The 17,857-nt window shown below is 61.0% G+C and carries 15 protein-coding genes; 9 read left to right on the top strand and 6 right to left on the bottom strand.

The annotated features are described in order from the left end of the window. The first annotated feature begins 74 nt into the window (after positions 1-74). Positions 75-1,493: a glycogen synthase GlgA gene (gene glgA / locus HB676_RS04660; protein WP_213736493.1), complete on the top strand. Its 1,419-nt coding sequence runs from the start codon at positions 75-77 to the stop codon at positions 1,491-1,493. A gap of 2 nt (positions 1,494-1,495) precedes the next feature. Here glgA and HB676_RS04655 read toward each other — a convergent pair whose 3' ends face one another. From HB676_RS04655 to HB676_RS04640, 4 genes are all read right to left on the bottom strand, one after another. Next, positions 1,496-2,734, bottom strand: coding sequence for an MFS transporter (locus tag HB676_RS04655; protein WP_213736492.1), 1,239 nt, complete (start codon positions 2,732-2,734; stop codon positions 1,496-1,498). Between the two features lie 96 nt (positions 2,735-2,830). Beyond that, complete coding sequence (locus HB676_RS04650; RefSeq protein WP_213736491.1) at positions 2,831-3,304, bottom strand: PRC-barrel domain-containing protein; 474 nt, start codon at positions 3,302-3,304, stop codon at positions 2,831-2,833. Positions 3,305-3,453: 149 nt separating this feature from the next. Then, positions 3,454-5,655, bottom strand: a complete 2,202-nt coding sequence (locus HB676_RS04645; protein WP_213736490.1) for an amylo-alpha-1,6-glucosidase — start codon at positions 5,653-5,655, stop codon at positions 3,454-3,456. A gap of 66 nt (positions 5,656-5,721) precedes the next feature. Next, entirely contained in the window at positions 5,722-7,485 is a 1,764-nt protein-coding gene (locus tag HB676_RS04640) for an ABC transporter ATP-binding protein (RefSeq protein WP_213736489.1), read from the bottom strand. A 303-nt stretch (positions 7,486-7,788) separates the two neighbouring features. On the opposite strand from HB676_RS04640, the gene HB676_RS04635 reads away from it, so the two are divergent. Further along, complete coding sequence (locus tag HB676_RS04635; protein ID WP_213736488.1) at positions 7,789-8,856, top strand: glycosyltransferase family 4 protein; 1,068 nt, start codon at positions 7,789-7,791, stop codon at positions 8,854-8,856. Between the two features lie 18 nt (positions 8,857-8,874). Here the strand turns inward: HB676_RS04635 and HB676_RS04630 are convergent, their stop codons facing one another. After that, positions 8,875-9,615, bottom strand: coding sequence for a GntR family transcriptional regulator (locus tag HB676_RS04630; RefSeq protein WP_213736487.1), 741 nt, complete (start codon positions 9,613-9,615; stop codon positions 8,875-8,877). A 182-nt stretch (positions 9,616-9,797) separates the two neighbouring features. Between HB676_RS04630 and HB676_RS04625 the strand changes: the two genes are divergently transcribed. The 6 genes from HB676_RS04625 to HB676_RS04600 all read left to right on the top strand — a co-directional run bounded on the left by HB676_RS04625 (position 9,798) and on the right by HB676_RS04600 (position 15,932). Next, positions 9,798-11,072 (top strand): ABC transporter substrate-binding protein, encoded by a 1,275-nt coding sequence (locus HB676_RS04625; RefSeq protein ID WP_213736486.1) that lies wholly within the window; start codon positions 9,798-9,800, stop codon positions 11,070-11,072. 13 nt (positions 11,073-11,085) lie between these two features. After that, positions 11,086-11,955 carry a branched-chain amino acid ABC transporter permease gene (locus tag HB676_RS04620; RefSeq protein WP_213736485.1) on the top strand — a complete coding sequence of 290 codons (870 nt, stop codon included), beginning with the start codon at positions 11,086-11,088 and terminating at the stop codon, positions 11,953-11,955. Next, positions 11,952-12,941 (top strand): branched-chain amino acid ABC transporter permease, encoded by a 990-nt coding sequence (locus HB676_RS04615; protein WP_213736484.1) that lies wholly within the window; start codon positions 11,952-11,954, stop codon positions 12,939-12,941. Before HB676_RS04620 ends, HB676_RS04615 begins: the two co-directional genes overlap by 4 nt. Next, complete coding sequence (locus HB676_RS04610; RefSeq protein WP_213736483.1) at positions 12,938-13,681, top strand: ABC transporter ATP-binding protein; 744 nt, start codon at positions 12,938-12,940, stop codon at positions 13,679-13,681. Before HB676_RS04615 ends, HB676_RS04610 begins: the two co-directional genes overlap by 4 nt. After that, positions 13,681-14,385, top strand: coding sequence for an ATP-binding cassette domain-containing protein (locus tag HB676_RS04605; RefSeq protein WP_213736482.1), 705 nt, complete (start codon positions 13,681-13,683; stop codon positions 14,383-14,385). The genes HB676_RS04610 and HB676_RS04605 overlap by 1 nt, the downstream gene beginning before the upstream one ends. 1,046 nt (positions 14,386-15,431) lie before the next feature. Beyond that, positions 15,432-15,932, top strand: coding sequence for a DapH/DapD/GlmU-related protein (locus HB676_RS04600; RefSeq protein ID WP_249780056.1), 501 nt, complete (start codon positions 15,432-15,434; stop codon positions 15,930-15,932). A gap of 54 nt (positions 15,933-15,986) precedes the next feature. On the opposite strand, the gene HB676_RS04595 is transcribed toward HB676_RS04600, so the two are convergent. Continuing rightward, entirely contained in the window at positions 15,987-17,054 is a 1,068-nt protein-coding gene (locus tag HB676_RS04595; RefSeq protein ID WP_213736480.1) for an isocitrate/isopropylmalate family dehydrogenase, read from the bottom strand. A 348-nt stretch (positions 17,055-17,402) separates the two neighbouring features. On the opposite strand from HB676_RS04595, the gene HB676_RS04590 reads away from it, so the two are divergent. Next, positions 17,403-17,852 (top strand): (2Fe-2S)-binding protein, encoded by a 450-nt coding sequence (locus tag HB676_RS04590; RefSeq protein WP_213736479.1) that lies wholly within the window; start codon positions 17,403-17,405, stop codon positions 17,850-17,852. Positions 17,853-17,857 lie beyond the last annotated feature (5 nt).

Genomic DNA, 17,857 nt, shown 5'->3' with positions numbered 1-17,857 from the left:
CCAGTTAATTCAAGGAGAAACTGGAACCATTCTTGCATAGTCAGAGTTAGCTCCCCGTGGGTGAGGGCGTTTTCTTGAGGGTCTTGTTCGTTACGACTGAAATGGATGATTTCGTCCGGGTGGGCGGTCTTGCAGCCGTTTCAGCGGCCCTACCCCGGGCGCTTCGCCGCCAAGGCGATGTTCGGGTTTTACTGCCGGGTTATGGCGACGTCGTCGAACAACTCACACATCTTGAAATCATTGGCCAATGCCCGGCATTGGCGGAAATGCCGGCCTGCTCGCTCGGGCTGGCATCGACCAAGGACGGTCTGCCGGTCTACGTCGTCCTGTGTCCACAATTGTACGAACGCCCGGGCAATCCCTATGGCGATGAGGCGGGCCGGGATTGGCCCGACAACGACATCCGCTTCGGGCGATTGGCCTCAGTCGCTGCCCAATTAGCGGCAGGCAGTCTGGACAAGAATTGGGCAGCCGACCTGGTTCACGCCAATGACTGGCAGTCGGCGCTGGTGTCGGCCTATCTCGCCTGGAACGGCACCAAAATCCCGACCATCCTGACCATCCACAATCTGGCCTATCAGGGTCTTTTCCCGAAGGAGTCGCTGCGACGGATCGGCGCGCCGGAAGACTCCTTTCATATCGACGGCCTCGAATTCTACGACAAGCTATCGTTTCTCAAAGGCGGTCTGGTCTACGCGTCCCATCTGACCACGGTCAGCGAGACCTATGCCCGGGAGATTACGACGTCCGAACTCGGTTGCGGACTGGAAGGCCTTCTTCAACGCCGCTCCGACGCCAGGCAATTGACCGGCATCCTGAACGGCATCGACGAGAGCTGGGACCCACGGGTGTGCGCCCAGTTGGCGCAGCAATTCGGCGCCGGAGACTGGGAAGGCAAGCGCGCCAATTCGGATTATGTCCGCCACCAATTCGGTCTGGCAGTGTCGCGCGGGCCGATCTTCGGCCTCGTCGCCCGTCTCGTTCATCAAAAAGGCATCGACCTCGTGCTGTCGGCCGCCGATGAGATCATTGACGCCGGCGGACAGATCATCGTGACCGGCAGTGGTGAGCCCGCGCTCGAACAAGCCTTGATCGACGCGCATCGCCGCCGGCCGGATGCGATCGGTGTCGTGATCGGCTTCAATGACGGCCAGGCCCGGCGGATTTTTGCCGCCAGCGATTTCACCCTGATGCCGTCGCGCTTCGAGCCCTGCGGCCTGAGCCAGATGTATGCGCAAAGGTTCGGATCGCTGCCGATCGGTCATCAGACCGGCGGGCTGGCGGAAACCATCACCGATGGGGAAACCGGATTTCTGTTCAGCCAGCCTTCGACCGAGTCTTTTCTCGGTGGCATCCGCCGCGCGTTCTCCGCCTTCGGGACCAAGGATCGCCTGGACTCGATGCGCCGCAGCGCAATGGCGCGATCTTTTAGCTGGGATATTTCGGCGGCCTGCTACGGCGCGCTTTATCGCAAGGCGTTGTCGCCGTCTTGAAATCATGCCGTGCTTCGCCGGGTCTCCGGCATCACGAACCAGATCAGCGCCAGCCCGGTCGCCGCGACGGCCGCAAGCCCGCTAAAGGCGACGCTGCTGCCGAACTCGTCGCTGACATAGCCGGCCAGCACGGTGCTCAGCGAAGCGCCGATGCCGGTCGCGGTGCCGACGATACCCTGAGCGAAATTGAAGTGGCCGCTGCCGAATGCGACGTCGGCTACGATCAACGGGATCATGACACTGAACACCGCCGCCGTGACGCCATCGAACACCTGAACCGCGACCAGCAAATAGGGATCTCTGACGGTCGCAAACAGCACGCCGCGGATCGCCAGCGCGGCGAACCCCATCAGCAGCAACGGCCGCCGTCCCCATTGCTGCGCCTTGCGTCCGACCGACGGAGAGCTCAGCGCGACAATGGCCTGCGGCACGATGATGCACGCAGCGATCAGGACTGGTGCCCAGCGGCTCGAGCGGGTGGTCACGACACCCGCCATCAATGGCAGCATCGCCCCATTAGCAAGCTGCAGCAGCAGGATGCTGGCGGCAAAGATCAGCAATGGCCGCTGGCGCACCAGATCGAAAACGCTGGTCGCTTTGGCATCGGGTGTCTCGCGCGGCGCCAAACCATGCGCGCGCGCCGGATCGATTTCGCGTTCGCGAATCCGCGCCAGCGCCAGCAGAGTCGGAATGGCCAGCAGGAAGGTAACGATAAATACCGAGCCGCTCGACAGCAGATAACCGCAGGTGCCCATGACGGCGGCGGCGACACCATTGCCGAGCGATGCAAAGCGGGCGTTGCGCCCGAACCGCTCGCCGATCGCAAGCGGCCCCACCAGACCGAGGCTGATCGCGGCAATGGCAGGACCGAGCACGCAGCTCGCGGCCGCATGCAGCGTCGCCGCGGCAATCACGATCGGCAGGATCGGCCATACGACATAGCCGAGCGCACTGACGCCGATGGCCGCGACGGCAAGGCCGGCCACCAGCCGTTCGGACTTCGCCGCATCGACGATGGCGCCGCCGGGCATCTGCCCGATCAGTGCGACGATGCCGCCGATCGACAGCACGAAACCGATCTCGACCTGCGTCCATTTCTGCGTCGTCAAATAAACCGCAACGAACGGACCGAAGCCGGTCTGCACATCTGCCAGAAAGAAAATGAACCAGTCGAGCCCGCGCAGACTGGCGCGCGACGGAGTAGGCGCTGGCTCGGGCGTTACCGGTTCCGTTGCCGACATAACCACACCGTCGTCGACGGCCGCTTGTTCGTCACGGTCATCGTCGGTTGGGTCAATCGAATGTCGGGGCAATCGCGCGAACAGAATATTTCTCCGCTAATGATCGAATTGCAATGGTTGCAGCGTACCGGACGCACCGAGCACCACGATGGGCGTATCCTCCTTGTATTCAGGCGCCTCGCTGACCTGCTCCTTGGTCAATTCAAGCGTGATACTGTCGCTCTTGTTGGCGATGCGCCCGAAATGCAGCGCGTTCCAGTCAACCACGATCCTTCGGCTGCCGACGCCGAGAAAGCCGCCAAAGTCGATCACCGCCGCACGGACCATGCCGGCGCGATCGACAATGACATCGACGATGCGGCCCATGTCCTCGTCGGTCGTGCTGCGGACGTCACGCCCGAGCACGCCGTGCGCATCCCTGGCGCCGATGATGGTGACGGACGGTGGCGGCGCCGGCGAAGGCGTGCTCTTCGGCTGCGGCGCACTCGCATCGTTCTGAGCCTCGGATGCCGCGACCGACAGGGCGGCAAGACCGACTACCATCAACATGAACAAAGATTTCGTGCGCATGTCGTCTCCTGAATCCACGATCGGAAGGCTGCGTTGGCGTACTCGGCAATCATTCATGCGCAGTCAGCCGGCCCCGCTGCGCCGCGGGCCCCCGTACCAAGCCGGACCGATGACAAAAGTTCGAATCCCGGCCGAAGTTTCCCCCGGCTCTACTGCGTCAGGACGAGGGAAACCTGAATTTGGCCGCGCGTGCGCAACACCTCGAGCGACACGTCGTCGTTGTGCCGGCGGACCCGTAGGTCGACACTGGAGGGACCCAGTTGCAGCTCCCGCAAGATCACCTCGTTCAGGAACCCCGGCAAATGCGGGTTGCGCAGCCGGATCTCGCCGCGCCGCGCATCGAACTCCAGACCAAGGGCGGCCTCCAGCAGGGTGAACGGCGTCGCGCTGGCCCAGGCTTGCGGCGCGCAGGCGACCGGGTAGAGCGTCGGTCCGCGTCCCTTCTCGCGCCGAAAACCGCAGAACAGTTCGGGAAGCCGGCGCAGATCCATGTAGGTCGCGGCGCTGAACAGGGCCTCGAATACATTGTCGACCGCGTGTTTGAGATCGTAACGGGCCAATCCGAGCGCGATCAGCGCGTTGTCATGCGGCCAGATCGAACCATCGTGATAGGACATCGGATTATAGCGCGCCTCGCCGCGCGCCACGGTGCGGATGCCCCAGCCGGTGAAAAAATGCGGGCGCATCAGATCGGCCGCGACCATTCGGGCCCGGTCCGCGCGCACGATACCGGTGAACAGCAATTGGCCTGCATTGGACGTCCGCACCTTGCACGGCTGCTTGGCGCCGTCGAGCGCCAGCGCATAGGTGCCGAGTTCATCGCACCAGAACGCGGCTTCGAAGCGCTCAGCAAGAAGCCTGGCTTCAGTCTCAAGCTGCCGCGCCTTGTCCGGATGTCCGAGACGCAACGCGCAACGCGCCGCGAGTTGCTTGCCGGCGAAGACATAGCCCTGCACTTCCGCCAGTGCGATATAGCCTTCCGCGAGCCGCCCGTCGGCATGGAAGATCGCGTCGTAAGAATCTTTCCAGCCCTGGTTGGCGAGGCCCTGTTCCGACGCGCGTTGATATTCGACAAATCCGTCGCGATCGGGATCCCCTGCCCCGTCGATCCAGCACAACGCCGCTTCGATCGAAGGCCATAACTCGGCCAGTGTCTCATCGTCGCCGGTGCGCTCGACATACAAACCCGCCAGCAGCACGAACAGCGGTGTGGAGTCGACGCTGCCATAATAATGCGCGAACGGTACTTCGCGCAGCGCCGCCATTTCGCCACCGCGCATCTCATGGAGGATTTTCCCCGGCTCAGCATCGGCGAGCGGATCGACCGTCTTGGCCTGATAGAAGGCCAGCCGCTTCAGCACGCCGCGCGCAACCCGCGGGTCGATCCACAGCATTTGCAGCGCGGTGATGATGCCGTCACGGCCGAATGTCGTCGAATACCAGGGAATGCCGGCATAGGGATATCGCCCCTGCGGGGTGTCCGTCATCAGCATGTTGAGGTCGGCCATCGACTGGCACAGCACCTCATTGAAGATGTTGTTGGAGGTTTCGATGCTGGTGGCACCCGCGTTCGATTGGCGCATCTCGCGGCGATGCGCCAATAGTCCGCGAAAGAACGGCACCGACTTGTTCGAAGCCGGCTTGTTGCAGGATGCGGCGACAAACAGCGAACTGCTCCGTTGCGGCGCCAAGTCGAGGTGATAGGTCGCGGCATTCACCGCGATGCGCGTCGGCCGTGGATCGAAATGCAGTGCAGTGGCGCGCGATTTGCCATCGAGCCCGTTATATTCGAACATGACATCGGCGGGACCAAGCAATTTGCTGGTGCCGACGCCTCGTCGCGGCCGCTTTTCGCCGCGCACCTCGAACAAATCGGCGAAGTCATTGTCGAACAGCAATGTCAGGTCAAAGCTCGCCGGGCGATCACCATGATTCTGAACGCCGATGCGCTGATAGGCCGTGCCGCGCCACAGAAAGATCGTGCGCACGATGTGCAGCATGTCCTTCTGCAGCACGATCCGGCCATTGCGGTAGACGTCGGGATTGGTGAGATCGACCGTTAATGACGAATTGTCATCCCGCAAATTCGATCCAAGCAGCAGGGGCTGGACTTCATCCAGAACAAGCTCCAGCCGCGCAACATACCGAGTGTCGGCATTGAACAGACCGTCCGGCCCGCCGGCGGACGCGCCGATGTCGCCGTGGCTGTCGAGCACGATGAAAGTGTCATCATGCTTGAGCGAGCGCCGCGGCCTCGCCGCGGGTCCGGTCATCGGGATGTAGAACGGGGATTCCGTGACCAATTCGACGGTACGGGACGTCACGATCTGGGTTACGGCTTCGGCTGACATCTGACCTCGCGCGGGTTTCCTGCCTTTGGTGATCGACGCACTAGGACACAACACGTCAGAGGGGCTTCAGGCGGCGTGCTTGGCGAGACGGCTCATTTCCTGCGTAACCAAGTCTCGATAAGGACCCTGGCCCTGCATCAGGCGATCGGGCGGGCCGTCCTCGATGATCTTACCAGATTTCAGCATCACGACGCGGTCGAAATTACGCAGCGTTGCCAAACGGTGCGCGATTGCAATAACCGTACGCCCGCGCATCAGGCGGCTCAACGCTTCGCGGATCGCCTCCTCCGATTCGCTGTCGAGCGCCGCGGTCGCTTCGTCCAGCAGCAGGATTGGCGAGTCCTTCAGGAACGCGCGCGCGATGGCGATCCGCTGCCGTTGGCCGCCCGAGAACTTGACGCCGCGATCCCCGACCATGGTCGCGAGCCCATCCGGCAGGGTTTCGACGAAATCGCAGCGCGCCGCGATCGCCGCGCGCAGCACCTCGTCGTCGGTCGCGTTCGGCCGTCCGTATCGAATGTTTTCCATGATCGAGCGATGGAATAGCGAAATGTCCTGTGGCACCACCGATATCGCTTCGCGCAGGCTTTGCTGGGTAACGCGGGAAATATCCTGACCATCGATCGTGATGCTGCCGTGCTGGACGTCGTAGAACCGCTGCAGAAGAACGAACAGGCTGGATTTTCCGCCACCGGACTGACCGACCAGACCGACTCGTTGTCCCGGCTGAATCCGAAGACTGAATTTATCGAATACGCTGAGCCCACCCGGATATCGAAACGAAACGTTGTTGAATGTGATCGCGGCACCGCTTTTGACCAGCGGCTCGGCCTCCGGGTGGTCGCGCAATTCATGCGGCAACAGCAACGTGGCAATCGCTTCGGTCAACCGGGCGACGTGCTGGGTGACATCAACCAGCGCTACGGCCAAATCGCGCGTTGCATTCAGAATGGAAAGTCCGAGGGTGCAGACCAGCACGACATCGCCGGTGCTGGCGCCGCCGCTCTGCCACAGCGTGATCGCCCACGCCAATAGGGCGATGATCAGCGCAACAGTAACGGCAGCATGGGTCAGCCGCAGTTTTTCAAGATAGCGCAGACTTCGCCCACGCGCGGTGGTTTCCCGGTTGACGGTGGCGTCAAAGCGGTCGTGCTCGAAGCTGAGACCACAGAACGCCCGGACCAGCGGCATATTGTTGATGACATCGACCATTTCGCCATCCACGGCGGCGGCCTTGTCCGCGAAGTCATCATGCAAGGGCTTGCCGGCCGCGGCGAGATGGAACATCGCAACCACCATGCCGCCGGCGATGACGATCAGACCGGCCGCCATCGGCAGGCTGACGGTTCCGATCAGGGCGATGGCAGCAACCGTCGCAATGCATGGCGGCAGTACGTTCCAGACGAACATGTTCTCGACGGTGAAGACGGCATTTGATGTAGCCGTAATGCGGCTGGTCAGCATGCCCGGCAAGCGGTCGGAGAAATAGCTCGGCGCATGACCCGTCAGGTGACGGAAAATATCGCGACGCAAATCGCCGGTCACGCCGACAAAGGTGAAGCTCGCGGTCCAACTCGCGATCCGCCACAGAAAATTATCAGCGGCGATCAACGATATGAGAAAAACGAATGCCAGCCATACGCCGCCAGCACCCGTTGGCCCGGCTGATAAACCGTCGACCAGATACTTCACGCCATACTGCGTGCCTACCGAACAAGCAACCGCAGCAACGACCGCTCCAAGAATGACGACGTGGGATGCAAGACGCTGGCGGATATAGCGCAGCACGAACGGAAAAGGGCGACTGGCATATCCTGAAAGGCTGTCCATGTGACTGCAAACCCCGTTGGAATTGAAGAAAAACCCGCCGGATTGAATGACCGACGCCGCCTCGTAGTTCCCATCATGCTGCCCCAATTGCTGCGCGAAAATCTTGCAGCATGGATCGCGATTGAAACCTGATCGGACGAGATGGCATCAACAAGACCATCCTGTGGAGGAAGTGCGCTGGTGGAAGAAGTGCGCATCATCTGGGAACTTCGCACATGCGGAAACGTTCCCTGTTCGGCATGCCGGTGCTGACGACGTGGCGGGGCGTTTTTTACTCACTCATGACAAACGGGAGACGGATAGATGCGCATCGCGCAAGTTGCTCCGCTGACGGAGGCTGTTCCACCGAAACTCTATGGCGGAACCGAGCGGATGGTACACTGGCTGACCGAAGAACTGGTAGCATTGGGAAATGAAGTAACGCTGTTCGCCAGCGGCGACTCCCAAACCTCAGCGAAACTTGACGCAACGTGGCCGAAGGCGCTTCGTCTCGATGGATCCGTCCGCGACCCGAACGCGCTGCACATGGTGATGCTGGAGCGCGTCCGGCAAAAATGCGACGATGAGGAATTCGACTTTCTGCATTTTCACCTCGACTACTATCCGTTCTCGCTATTTCACCGCCAGCCAACGCCGTTTGTGACAACTTTGCATGGCCGGCTTGATCTGCCCGAACACCAACCGGTCTTTACGACCTTCTCTTCCATACCGGTGATTTCGATCTCGAACGCACAGCGGCGTCCGGTGCCGCAGGCCAATTTTGTTCGCACCATCTATCACGGCCTGCCGGAAAGACTGCTGACGCCGCAGCCGGTGGCCCCCAGTTATCTGGCCGTGCTCGGGCGAATTGCGCCGGAGAAAGGCGTGGATCGTGCCATCAAGATCGCGATCCGCTGCGGCATTCCGCTCAAGATCGCCGCCAAGATCGATCGCGCCGACCAGGAATATTACGACGAAATCATCCGCCCGCTGATGGATCACCCGCTCGTTGAATATATCGGCGAAATCGGCGACCACGAAAAATCGAACTTTCTAAGCGGCGCGATTGGGCTCCTGCTCCCCATCGACTGGCCCGAGCCGTTTGGCTTGGTCATGATCGAAGCAATGGCCTGCGGAACGCCTGTCATTGCCTATAATCGCGGTTCGGTCGCAGAAATCATCGATGACGGTCTGACCGGCTTCATCGTCGAGGACGAAATCAGCGCGGTGGCGCGTGTCGGCCGCCTGTCCAGCCTGGACCGAGGTGCCGTCCGCAAGCAGTTCGAGGCACGGTTCACTGCGCGCCGTATGGCGCTCGATTACCTCGCCACCTATCGCAGTCTGAAGGAAGCTGCCGAACCACGCATCAAGCTGGTGAGCAGCGCGGAATAAAGCTGTTGCCGCCGGGGGCTAATGCACCGGCGCCAAGTCGGATTTGCCAAAGCGTCGCTCGTAAGCCTTGATATAGGCTTCCGGCGATGCCTTCAGATGCTGCCGGGTGAGTTTGATCAAGTCTTCGCGGCGCGAACCGCGAAGCGCCTTGATCATTTCAACATGATCGCGACGCGCACGATCGAGCGATTGCGGAAATGCATTGGCATACGATCTGATGCCGTAGGCCTTCTGGGCCAGCAGATCGATGGTTTCTATCAGGCAGGCATTGCCGCAGAGACCGAACAACACCTGATGAAAACTGAGATTGCTGTAGAAGACCGTCAGAAGGTCGCCTGCGGCAACCGCCGCGCTGTGTTTCCGCTGCAGTTCTTCCAACCTCTCGATGTCCTTGTTGGCGACAGGAAACGGAATGATGCGGACCGCCATCAATTCCAGTTCTTCGCGGACCGCGTAGATTTCCCTCACCTCGAGAGGAGTTAAGCCACGAACCAGCGCGCCGCGATTGGGGATGCGCTCGACCAGACCCTTTTTCTCAAGCTCGAACAGCGCCAGCCTGACGTCGCCACGATGAGTCGCAAACAGGTCGCAAAGATCCTGTTCGACCAGACGCTCCTTCGGTTGACGCCGCCCAAGGACTATGTCCTCCTCGATGCGCTTGGCAATGAGGAGCGCCGCCGGTTCTCGCGCAGGCGGGTTTGGTACCGGCAGGGATTTAGGCGTTCGGGCTGTCGCCTGTCTGGAAGGTTTTCCGGCCATCATTTCCCCGATTAGAGGGCGTGTCTGCCGCTCCGACGCAACCTGCAGCATAGCAAGCCGCCAAAAGTTTTCAATTCTGAAGATAATATCGATAACAGTATTGTAAACAATTTTGGTTGGGACTAGCATCCTGCAAAACGGCGGACAGCGACTTGTACCGCCATCGCGCAGGGGGAAACGGCATGAAGAAAGATCGCAAGGATTCCGTCAGTTGCAAGGCCGGCCTGAGCGAAAGTTCGGCTGCATCGAGCCAGACCTTGTCGAAGCGGCATGGCCGCCGCGAGTTTCTCCTGAAGACAGGCGGCATTCTCGCCGCCGGTGCATTCGGCGCCGTGCCGTTGCGCGGCTGGGCCGCGGATCCCGTCAATATCGGCGCGCTTTATCCAACCACCGGAAGCATGGCGCAAATCGGTATCGGTTGCGTCGCAGCCGCCAAGCTCGCAGTCGACATGATCAACGACGCCGGCGGCATCAGGTCGCTCGGCGGCGCCAAGCTCAATCTCATCATCTCGGACGTTCAGAGCGACACCACTGTGACCCGCACCGAAACGGACCGACTCATCACCGGCAACAAGCTGTCGGCGATCCACGGCTGCTTCGCCAGCGCGCTGACGCTGATCGCCAGCGAGGTAGCCGAGCGCGCCAAGGTGCCGCTTCTGACCGGCTCCAGTTCCGATCAGCTCAACAAGGGCCGCACCCACACCTTCACGCCGTTCGCCCGCGCTTCGCAATTTGCGCAAGCTCAATTGCGGATGTCGCGGCTGGTCAGCGACAAGCCGAAGGTCGCGGTGATATTCGAGAACACCGCATTCGGCACTTCGACCTCCAACGGCTTGCGGGAGCAGGCCGCTGCCGAAGGCGTTGAAATCGTGTTGTTCGAGCCTTATTCCGCCGGCTTCACCGATGCCAGCCCGCTGATCAACAAGGTCAAATCGGCGGGCGCCAACGCGCTGTTCTCGGTCTCCTATCTCAACGATCTCATTCTGATCGTGCGGACCGTCAAGCAGGTCGGCCTCAACATCGCGATCAATGGCGGCTCCGGCGGTTTCGTCATTCCGGATTTCTACAAGAATGTCGGAAAACTCGGCGAAGGCCTGCAGGGCGTGGCGCACTGGAACCACGACATGGATGCCAACTCCGAAAAGGTGAACGCCGAATACAAGAAGCGCACCGGCGAATTCCTGTTCGAATATGCCGGCGGCCTCGTCGCCCAGACCTTCATCATCGCCGATGCGCTCGAACGGGCCGCCTCTCCCGATCCGCAGAAGGTGCGCGACGCCATCGCGGCGACCGACGTGTCGTCGGGATTTGCCGCGATGTGTCCGGGCGGCAAGGTCAAGTTCGGACCCGACGGCAAGAACATCCACGCCCATCCGGTCGGCGTGCAGTGGCAGAACGGCGATCTCGCGAGCGTCTATCCGGAAGAAGACAAGCGCGCACCGCTGTTGAAAACCTGACCGGTCAAACGCCATGTGGGAGACAATAGCCCAGGCCGTCATCAACGGCCTGCTCATCGGCGGCATCTACGCGCTCGTCAGCATCGGCGTGACGCTGATTTTCGGCGTGGTCAAGATCGTCAACTTCGCCCAGGGCGAATTCGTGATGATTGGGATGTACATCAGCTTCTTTCTTTCCAGCCAGTTCGGCATCGATCCCCTGGTATCGTTGATCGTATCGATGCCGGTGCTGTTCGTGATCGGCGTCCTGGTCCAGCATTTCCTGATCCGCAGGGTGCTGGGCCCCAACGACATGCCGCAGATTTTTCTGACGTTCGCGCTGTCGCTGCTGTTGCTTAATCTCGCGCTGATGCTGTTCTCGGCGAATTACCGCACCGTCCACACCTCCTATTCCGACGAGGCGCTTCACCTCGGAGAGCTTTATATCCCGGTCGCGAAGCTGATCGCCTTTGTGGTGGCGATGGCGCTGAGCGGCGCGCTCTGGGTTTTTCTACACACCACCGATCTCGGCAAGGCGATGCGTGCGGCGGCCCAGAACCGCGACGTCGCGACGCTGATGGGGATCAACCCCAACCGGGTGTTTTGCGTCGCGCTAGGCATTGCCTTGGCGCTGGCGGGCGCGGCCGGCTCATTGCTGATGCCGTTCTATTCGGCCTATCCCTTTGTCGGGCAGGTGTTCGTGCTGATGGCCTTTGTCGCTGTGGTGCTGGGCACGCTCGGCAATGTGATCGGCGCGCTGGTCGCCAGCCTGATGATGGGCGTGGCCGAATCCCTCGGCATCCAATTCGTCGGCGCCGACTCCGGCCTGATCGTGGTGTTTGCGATGCTGCTGCTGACCCTCGCCTTCAAACCAACCGGCCTTGGCGGAGGGCGCGCGCGATGACCGGACGCGCCCAAAGCCTGCTTTGGCTGACGATCGGCATCATCGTGCTGATCGCCCTGCCGATGGTCGTGAAAAGTTCGTTCGCGATCGACATCTTCATCCGGATCCTGCTGTTTTCTTTCATCGGCGTCGCCTGGAACCTGATGGGCGGATACGCTAAGCAGCTTTCGCTTGGCCATGCCGCCTATTTTGGATTGGGCGCCTACACCTCGACGATCCTGCAGATCAATTACGGCATCTCGCCCTGGATCGGGATGATTGCCGGCGGCGTGGTCGCGATGCTGGCAAGCCTGCCGATCGGCTGGCTGTGCTTCCGACTGCGCGGCCCCTATTTCACCATCGCCACCATCGCGACGGCGCAGGCCTTGATGCTGATCTTCCTCAAATTCCGCGATTTCGCCTGGGGCGCCGAGGGAACTACGATCCCCAATCTCGGCAGCGCGCCGCTCATGATGCAGTTCGAAACCAAAGCATCCTATTACTACGTGGCACTCGGCCTGCTCGTGCTGGGCCTTGCGATCACCTACCTCATCGAACGCTCCTGGATGGGCTATTACCTCGTCGCGATCGGCGAGGATGAAGACGCCGCCGAGGCGATCGGCGTCAACGCTCCAAAAATCAAGCGCGACATCTATCTGATCAGCTCCTTTCTCACCGCGCTGGCCGGCACGTTTTACACGCAATACATCTACTTCATCGATCCTGCGACGGCGTTCAGCTTCAACATCTCGATCGAGGCGGCGCTGGTCTCGATCGTCGGCGGCATCGGCACGTTGTGGGGCCCGGTGATCGGCACCGTCCTGTTAGAGACAACGTCGACGCTGCTGCAAAGCTGGCTCGGCAGCTCGATCGGCGGTGTGCAGCTCACGGTTTACAGCCTGATCCTGATGGCCGTAATCCTGTGGCGGCCGACCGGATTGATGGGCATGATCAGCGAAGCCTGGCATCGCTTCGCCAGCCGCAAACCGGCGCGGGCCACGCCATGACGGACGCGCTGGTTATTCGCGGTCTCAGCAAGCGGTTCGGCGGATTGCGCGCCGTGCAGGACGTCTCCTTTACCATCAAGGAAAATGAAACCGTCGCATTGATCGGGCCCAACGGCGCCGGCAAGACCACGAGCTTCCATCTCATCACTGGTTTCCACAGGCCGGACTCCGGTTCGGTGTCGGCCTTCGGGCGGGACATCACGGGATTAAAGCCCCACGACATCTGCGCCCACGGCCTCGTGCGCACCTTTCAGGTGGCAAAACCGTTCGGCGCGATGACGGTGCTCGATAACGTCATGACCGGCGCGTTCCTGCGCGACAGGCATGCCAGCGTCGCGCGTGAGAAAGCCCGCGAGGCGATCGAGTTCGTCGGTCTTTCGCTCAAGGAGAAAACCGCGGCAAAGGATCTGACTACGATCGACCAGCGCCGGCTTGAAATGGCGCGCGCGCTGGCGACGCAGCCGAGGCTTCTATTGCTCGATGAAGTCATGGCCGGACTCAATCCTTCAGAGATCGATCAGGCGGTGGCCTTGATCGGAAAGCTGTCGCAGCGCGGCCTGACCATCGTCATCGTCGAACATGTGATGCGCGCGATCATGGCCGTCGCCCGCCACATCGTGGTGCTCGATCACGGCCAGAAGATCGCGGAGGGCACGCCCAAGGAGATCGTCGAAAATCCGGAAGTGGTTCGTGCCTATCTGGGCTCCTACGTGCACCCGCCAACATCGGGAGAGAGTTAGTGCTCAAACTGTCAGGTGTGAGCGCCAGTTACGGCTCCGTTCCCGCCATTCACAATGTCAGCATCGAGATCGGCGAAGGCGAAGCCGTCGGCCTGCTCGGCGCCAACGGCGCCGGCAAGAGCACGACGTTGCGCGCGATCTCGAAGCTCGTGAAGATGTCGTCGGGCACCATCATTTTTGCCGGGACCGACCTCTCGACATTGCCGCCGCATCGAATTCCGGAACTGGGCATTGCCCATGTGCCGGAGGGCCGCCAGGTATTTCCTGAAATGACGGTGCAGGAAAATCTCGAGATCGGCGCTTATGTCCCGAAAGCCAAGCTGGAACGCAGCCGCACGCTGGATCTGGTCTACAGCATTTTTCCGCGGCTCGCCGACCGCAAGAAGCAACTGGCCGGCACCATGAGCGGCGGCGAGCAGCAGATGCTCGCAGTCGGCCGTGGCCTGATGCTCAAGCCTCGGCTCCTGATGCTTGACGAACCTTCGCTCGGCCTCGCCCCTGTGATGACCGACGTGACCTTCGAGAAAATCGGCGAAATCCACAAAATGGGCACCGCCATTTTGCTGGTGGAGCAGAACGTCAGCCGCGCATTGTCGCTGGTGCAGCGCGCCTATGTGCTGGAAAGCGGCAGCGTGACCATGCAGGGGACCAGCGCGGAACTCGCTGACAACGAGCAGGTTCAGGCGGCGTATCTGGGGATCTGATTGAAGTGTCTCGACCTCATCCTGAGGAGGCGCGAAGCGCCGTCTCGAAGGATGAGAGCCACTGCGCACTCATGGTTCGAGACGGCGCAAGAGCGCCTCCTCACCACGAGGGAGAGAGTCGCGCTCGCTGTTGCAGAGGAGCGATAGTATCTATTCGAATTTCAAACAGCCAAAACGCGGAACAGAGAATCGTCATTGCGAGCGCAAGCGAAGCAATCCATGGTGCAACAAAGAAGGTGTGGATTGCTTTTCTGCTTTCCCTCCCCCCGCGAAGCGGCGGGGAGGGATCAAGGGTGGGGGGGTGGTGCTGCGAATACCGCTGCCAGCGAGTTTGCCGATAGACCCCCCACCCCCGACCCCTCCCCGCCACGCGCTGACGCGCGCGGAGGGAGGGGAGAAGAAGACGAATTCAATTTTCAAACAGCATTTCACATTCCCGCGGCGCAATTCGCCCGAGTTCTGCTCTCCTCGTTCCGCTCTCTCTTTAGAGGGCGTGGGGAATGACGGGTGCTCGATGCACCCGCAGCCGCGCGTGTAGTGGGTGGTAGCACGCGCGTTAGTCACCACGAGTACACCGGAGAACCCGGCATTCCCGCACGCGATGGTGTTAACGGTTTCCTTCGTACTCTCCCCGGTGATCGGGCTCTTTTGTCACCGTCGCCTCGCAGATATTTCCGCAAGACTTGAACGCCAGCGTCGAGGCGTCAGGACCACACGACTTCGCCGTCCGCTTTTGCGCCATTCGTCAAAGGCGCATCAGCGTCCACCGCATCCCGTCCCGCGTCCGTGACGATCGCGATACGCCCCTCTGTAGGACGAGACAGGCGGATTCTGATTTGATTTGGGGTAAAACGCGAAGCAATTTATTTTTGCGCATCCGACTGGACACATGGAATCACACTGATCCGCCTCGATAAATTCGTCTGCGCGCACATGGGCCGAGGCGGCTATATTTGGCGAATCACAGCCGCCCCGGAGGAATATCAGGAATGGCGAATGACGATCGCATTACGATCATTCCCCGGAGAACGCCGGAATCGGCTGCGATGTCGGCCAGCGTCAAACGGGCGATGGCGATCACCGCTAAACTCAACCGCTTGACGTTCAACGATGCTGACGAAGTCCGGGCCTTGTTCAGTGAACTGATCGGCAGGAAGGTGGACGACAGTTTTCTGCTGATCCCGCCATTCTACGCGACCGGCGGGGCCGACACCCGCATCGGGCGCAATGTCTTCATCAATCAGAACTGCACTTTTTACGATCTTGGCGGGCTCGACATCGCCGACGACGTGATGATCGGACCGAACGTCAGCCTCATCACATCGGGCCATCCCGTTGAGCCGTCCCGGCGGCGCGATTTCACCATCGCAAAGCCCATCGTGATTGAAAGAAACGTATGGATCGCCGCTGGTGCCATCATCATCGGCGGCGTGACGGTGGGAGAAAACTCGGTTGTGGCGGCGGGCGCCGTCGTTACCAAAGACGTTCCCCCCAATACGCTTGTCGGAGGAAACCCGGCGAAAGTCATTCGTGCGATCGCCGAGTGAAATCGCTATTGCGGCAATCCTGATTCGACAGCCCCACTCCGGTCAACGCATCACTTACGCCTTGTCTGACTGCAGAATATCCACAATGGCCTGGCCGGTCGCGGCCGTGCCGAGCTTGCCGCCGACATCCTTGGTCGCGCGGCCGCTTTGGATCGCGGTCGCGACGGCACCTTCGATGGCGCGGGCGGCCGATTCAAATCGCGGCGCACCAGTGCGCTCGCCATGCCAGGCCAGCAGCAACGCGGTCGATAAAATCAGCGAGAACGGATTGGCGATATCACGCCCGGCGATATCGGGCGCCGAGCCGTGCGCAGCCTGCGCCATCGCGTGTTTAGCGCCGACATTGAGCGAGCCGCCAAGGCCAAGGCTGCCTGACAATTCGGCGGTCAGATCCGAGAGAATGTCGCCGAACATGTTGGTCGAGACGATCACGTCAAATCGATCCGGCTGGCGCACCACATGCGCCATCATGGCGTCGACCAGGATGTCATCGACCTCAAGGCCGGGATAGCCGCGCGCAGCCTCGCGGCAGATATCGATAAACATGCCGTCGCCGATTTTCAGCACATTGGCCTTGTGAACGATGGTGAGGTGCTTGCGCCGGCGCATCGCGAGCTGACAGGCCGCCTGCGCGATTCGCTCGCAACAGTGCCGAGTGATGCGGCGAAGCGAGATGACGACGTCCGATGTGACGAGAATCTCGCCATTGCCCTGCTCCATATTGCGGTCCGCATAGAAGCCTTCGGTATTTTCACGCACCACCACCAGATCGAAATCGCCGAGCCGGTTGCGCAGACCGGGATAAGTCCGGGCCGGCCGCACATTGGCAAACAAATCGAGGTTTTTCCGGAAGTATTTCGACGGGTTGATCTCGCCGCGCTGCTCGTCCTTGAAGTCAAAGGTGGCGGCGGGCCCGAGGATCAGACCGTCGGCGGCCTGCACGGTTTCCAGCAGCCCGGGCGGGATCGTTGAGCCGAATTGCTTCAGGCTGGCATGACCGACTTCATGCTCATCGGTCTGGATGCCGAGCTGGAAATGCTCCGAGGCGGCCCGCAAGACATTATATGTCGCGGCTGATATTTCCGGCCCGATGCCGTCACCCGGCAGAACGACGATACGCATGATGAATTCCTTGAAGTGCTGCTGAAACCGACGCCCGGCCGCCAGCCGAACGGGTCGGTTTGTAGACGATTTGTGCGCCCTGATAGCGGCAATCGGGGCATAACCGCAATGCATTCCCGGGTTACTAGTGCCAGCCGGCTGTCGAGCGGGCCCGCAAAGGTAGCGGAAGGCCGCCGAGGCAGCGGCCCGGAGGCAACCGCCTGCCAGATCAAATTATTCCCCCGGGCGAACGCCAATTCTTGATTTGAACTGTTCTAGAATCCAGTCCAACATCCCCCCGAAGTTCAATCGATGGATTGGGCTAACCAGACGTTCGATCGATGGATCGGACAAAATCAGGGGAACGCGATGGCAAACCTCAATGTCAATGGGAAGACTTTCGACGTCGATGTCGAGCCGGATACGCCGCTATTGTGGGCGATACGGGAAAATGTAGGGCTCACGGGGACCAAATATGGCTGCGGCATCGCACAATGCGGCGCCTGCACCGTCCATGTCGACGGGGTCGCGATGCGGTCCTGCGGCGTGCTGGTCAGTGAAGCCGTCGGCAAGAAAATCACCACAATCGAAGGCCTCGCCGTCAACGGCGTCCTGCACAAGGTGCAGCAGGCCTGGGTCGCCAACGACGTCCCGCAATGCGGCTATTGCCAGAGCGGCATGATCATGGCGGTGGCCGCGCTTCTCAAGGACAATCCGAAGCCGACCGACCAGGATATCGACGACACCATCACCAATATTTGCCGCTGTGGCACGTTCAAACAGGTGCGTGAAGCGATTCACGCCGCCTCAGACGTTTGAGGGGG

This window comes from Bradyrhizobium sp. dw_411 (genome assembly GCF_018449695.1).
Lineage (GTDB): Bacteria > Pseudomonadota > Alphaproteobacteria > Rhizobiales > Xanthobacteraceae > Bradyrhizobium.
This window is presented reverse-complemented; position numbering and strand designations above follow the sequence as displayed.

What these genes read in the sequence shown, in the direction of transcription:
- HB676_RS04655 (WP_213736492.1), bottom strand. Translation starts at nt 2,734, where the DNA reads ATGTCGGCAACGGAACCGGTAACGCCCGAGCCAGCGCCTACTCCGTCG.
- HB676_RS04650 (WP_213736491.1), bottom strand. Translation starts at nt 3,304, where the DNA reads ATGCGCACGAAATCTTTGTTCATGTTGATGGTAGTCGGTCTTGCCGCC.
- HB676_RS04645 (WP_213736490.1), bottom strand. Translation starts at nt 5,655, where the DNA reads ATGTCAGCCGAAGCCGTAACCCAGATCGTGACGTCCCGTACCGTCGAA.
- HB676_RS04640 (WP_213736489.1), bottom strand. Translation starts at nt 7,485, where the DNA reads ATGGACAGCCTTTCAGGATATGCCAGTCGCCCTTTTCCGTTCGTGCTG.
- HB676_RS04635 (WP_213736488.1), top strand. Translation starts at nt 7,789, where the DNA reads ATGCGCATCGCGCAAGTTGCTCCGCTGACGGAGGCTGTTCCACCGAAA.
- HB676_RS04630 (WP_213736487.1), bottom strand. Translation starts at nt 9,615, where the DNA reads ATGGCCGGAAAACCTTCCAGACAGGCGACAGCCCGAACGCCTAAATCC.
- HB676_RS04625 (WP_213736486.1), top strand. Translation starts at nt 9,798, where the DNA reads ATGAAGAAAGATCGCAAGGATTCCGTCAGTTGCAAGGCCGGCCTGAGC.
- HB676_RS04620 (WP_213736485.1), top strand. Translation starts at nt 11,086, where the DNA reads ATGTGGGAGACAATAGCCCAGGCCGTCATCAACGGCCTGCTCATCGGC.
- HB676_RS04615 (WP_213736484.1), top strand. Translation starts at nt 11,952, where the DNA reads ATGACCGGACGCGCCCAAAGCCTGCTTTGGCTGACGATCGGCATCATC.
- HB676_RS04610 (WP_213736483.1), top strand. Translation starts at nt 12,938, where the DNA reads ATGACGGACGCGCTGGTTATTCGCGGTCTCAGCAAGCGGTTCGGCGGA.
- HB676_RS04600 (WP_249780056.1), top strand. Translation starts at nt 15,432, where the DNA reads ATGTCGGCCAGCGTCAAACGGGCGATGGCGATCACCGCTAAACTCAAC.
- HB676_RS04595 (WP_213736480.1), bottom strand. Translation starts at nt 17,054, where the DNA reads ATGCGTATCGTCGTTCTGCCGGGTGACGGCATCGGGCCGGAAATATCA.
- HB676_RS04590 (WP_213736479.1), top strand. Translation starts at nt 17,403, where the DNA reads ATGGCAAACCTCAATGTCAATGGGAAGACTTTCGACGTCGATGTCGAG.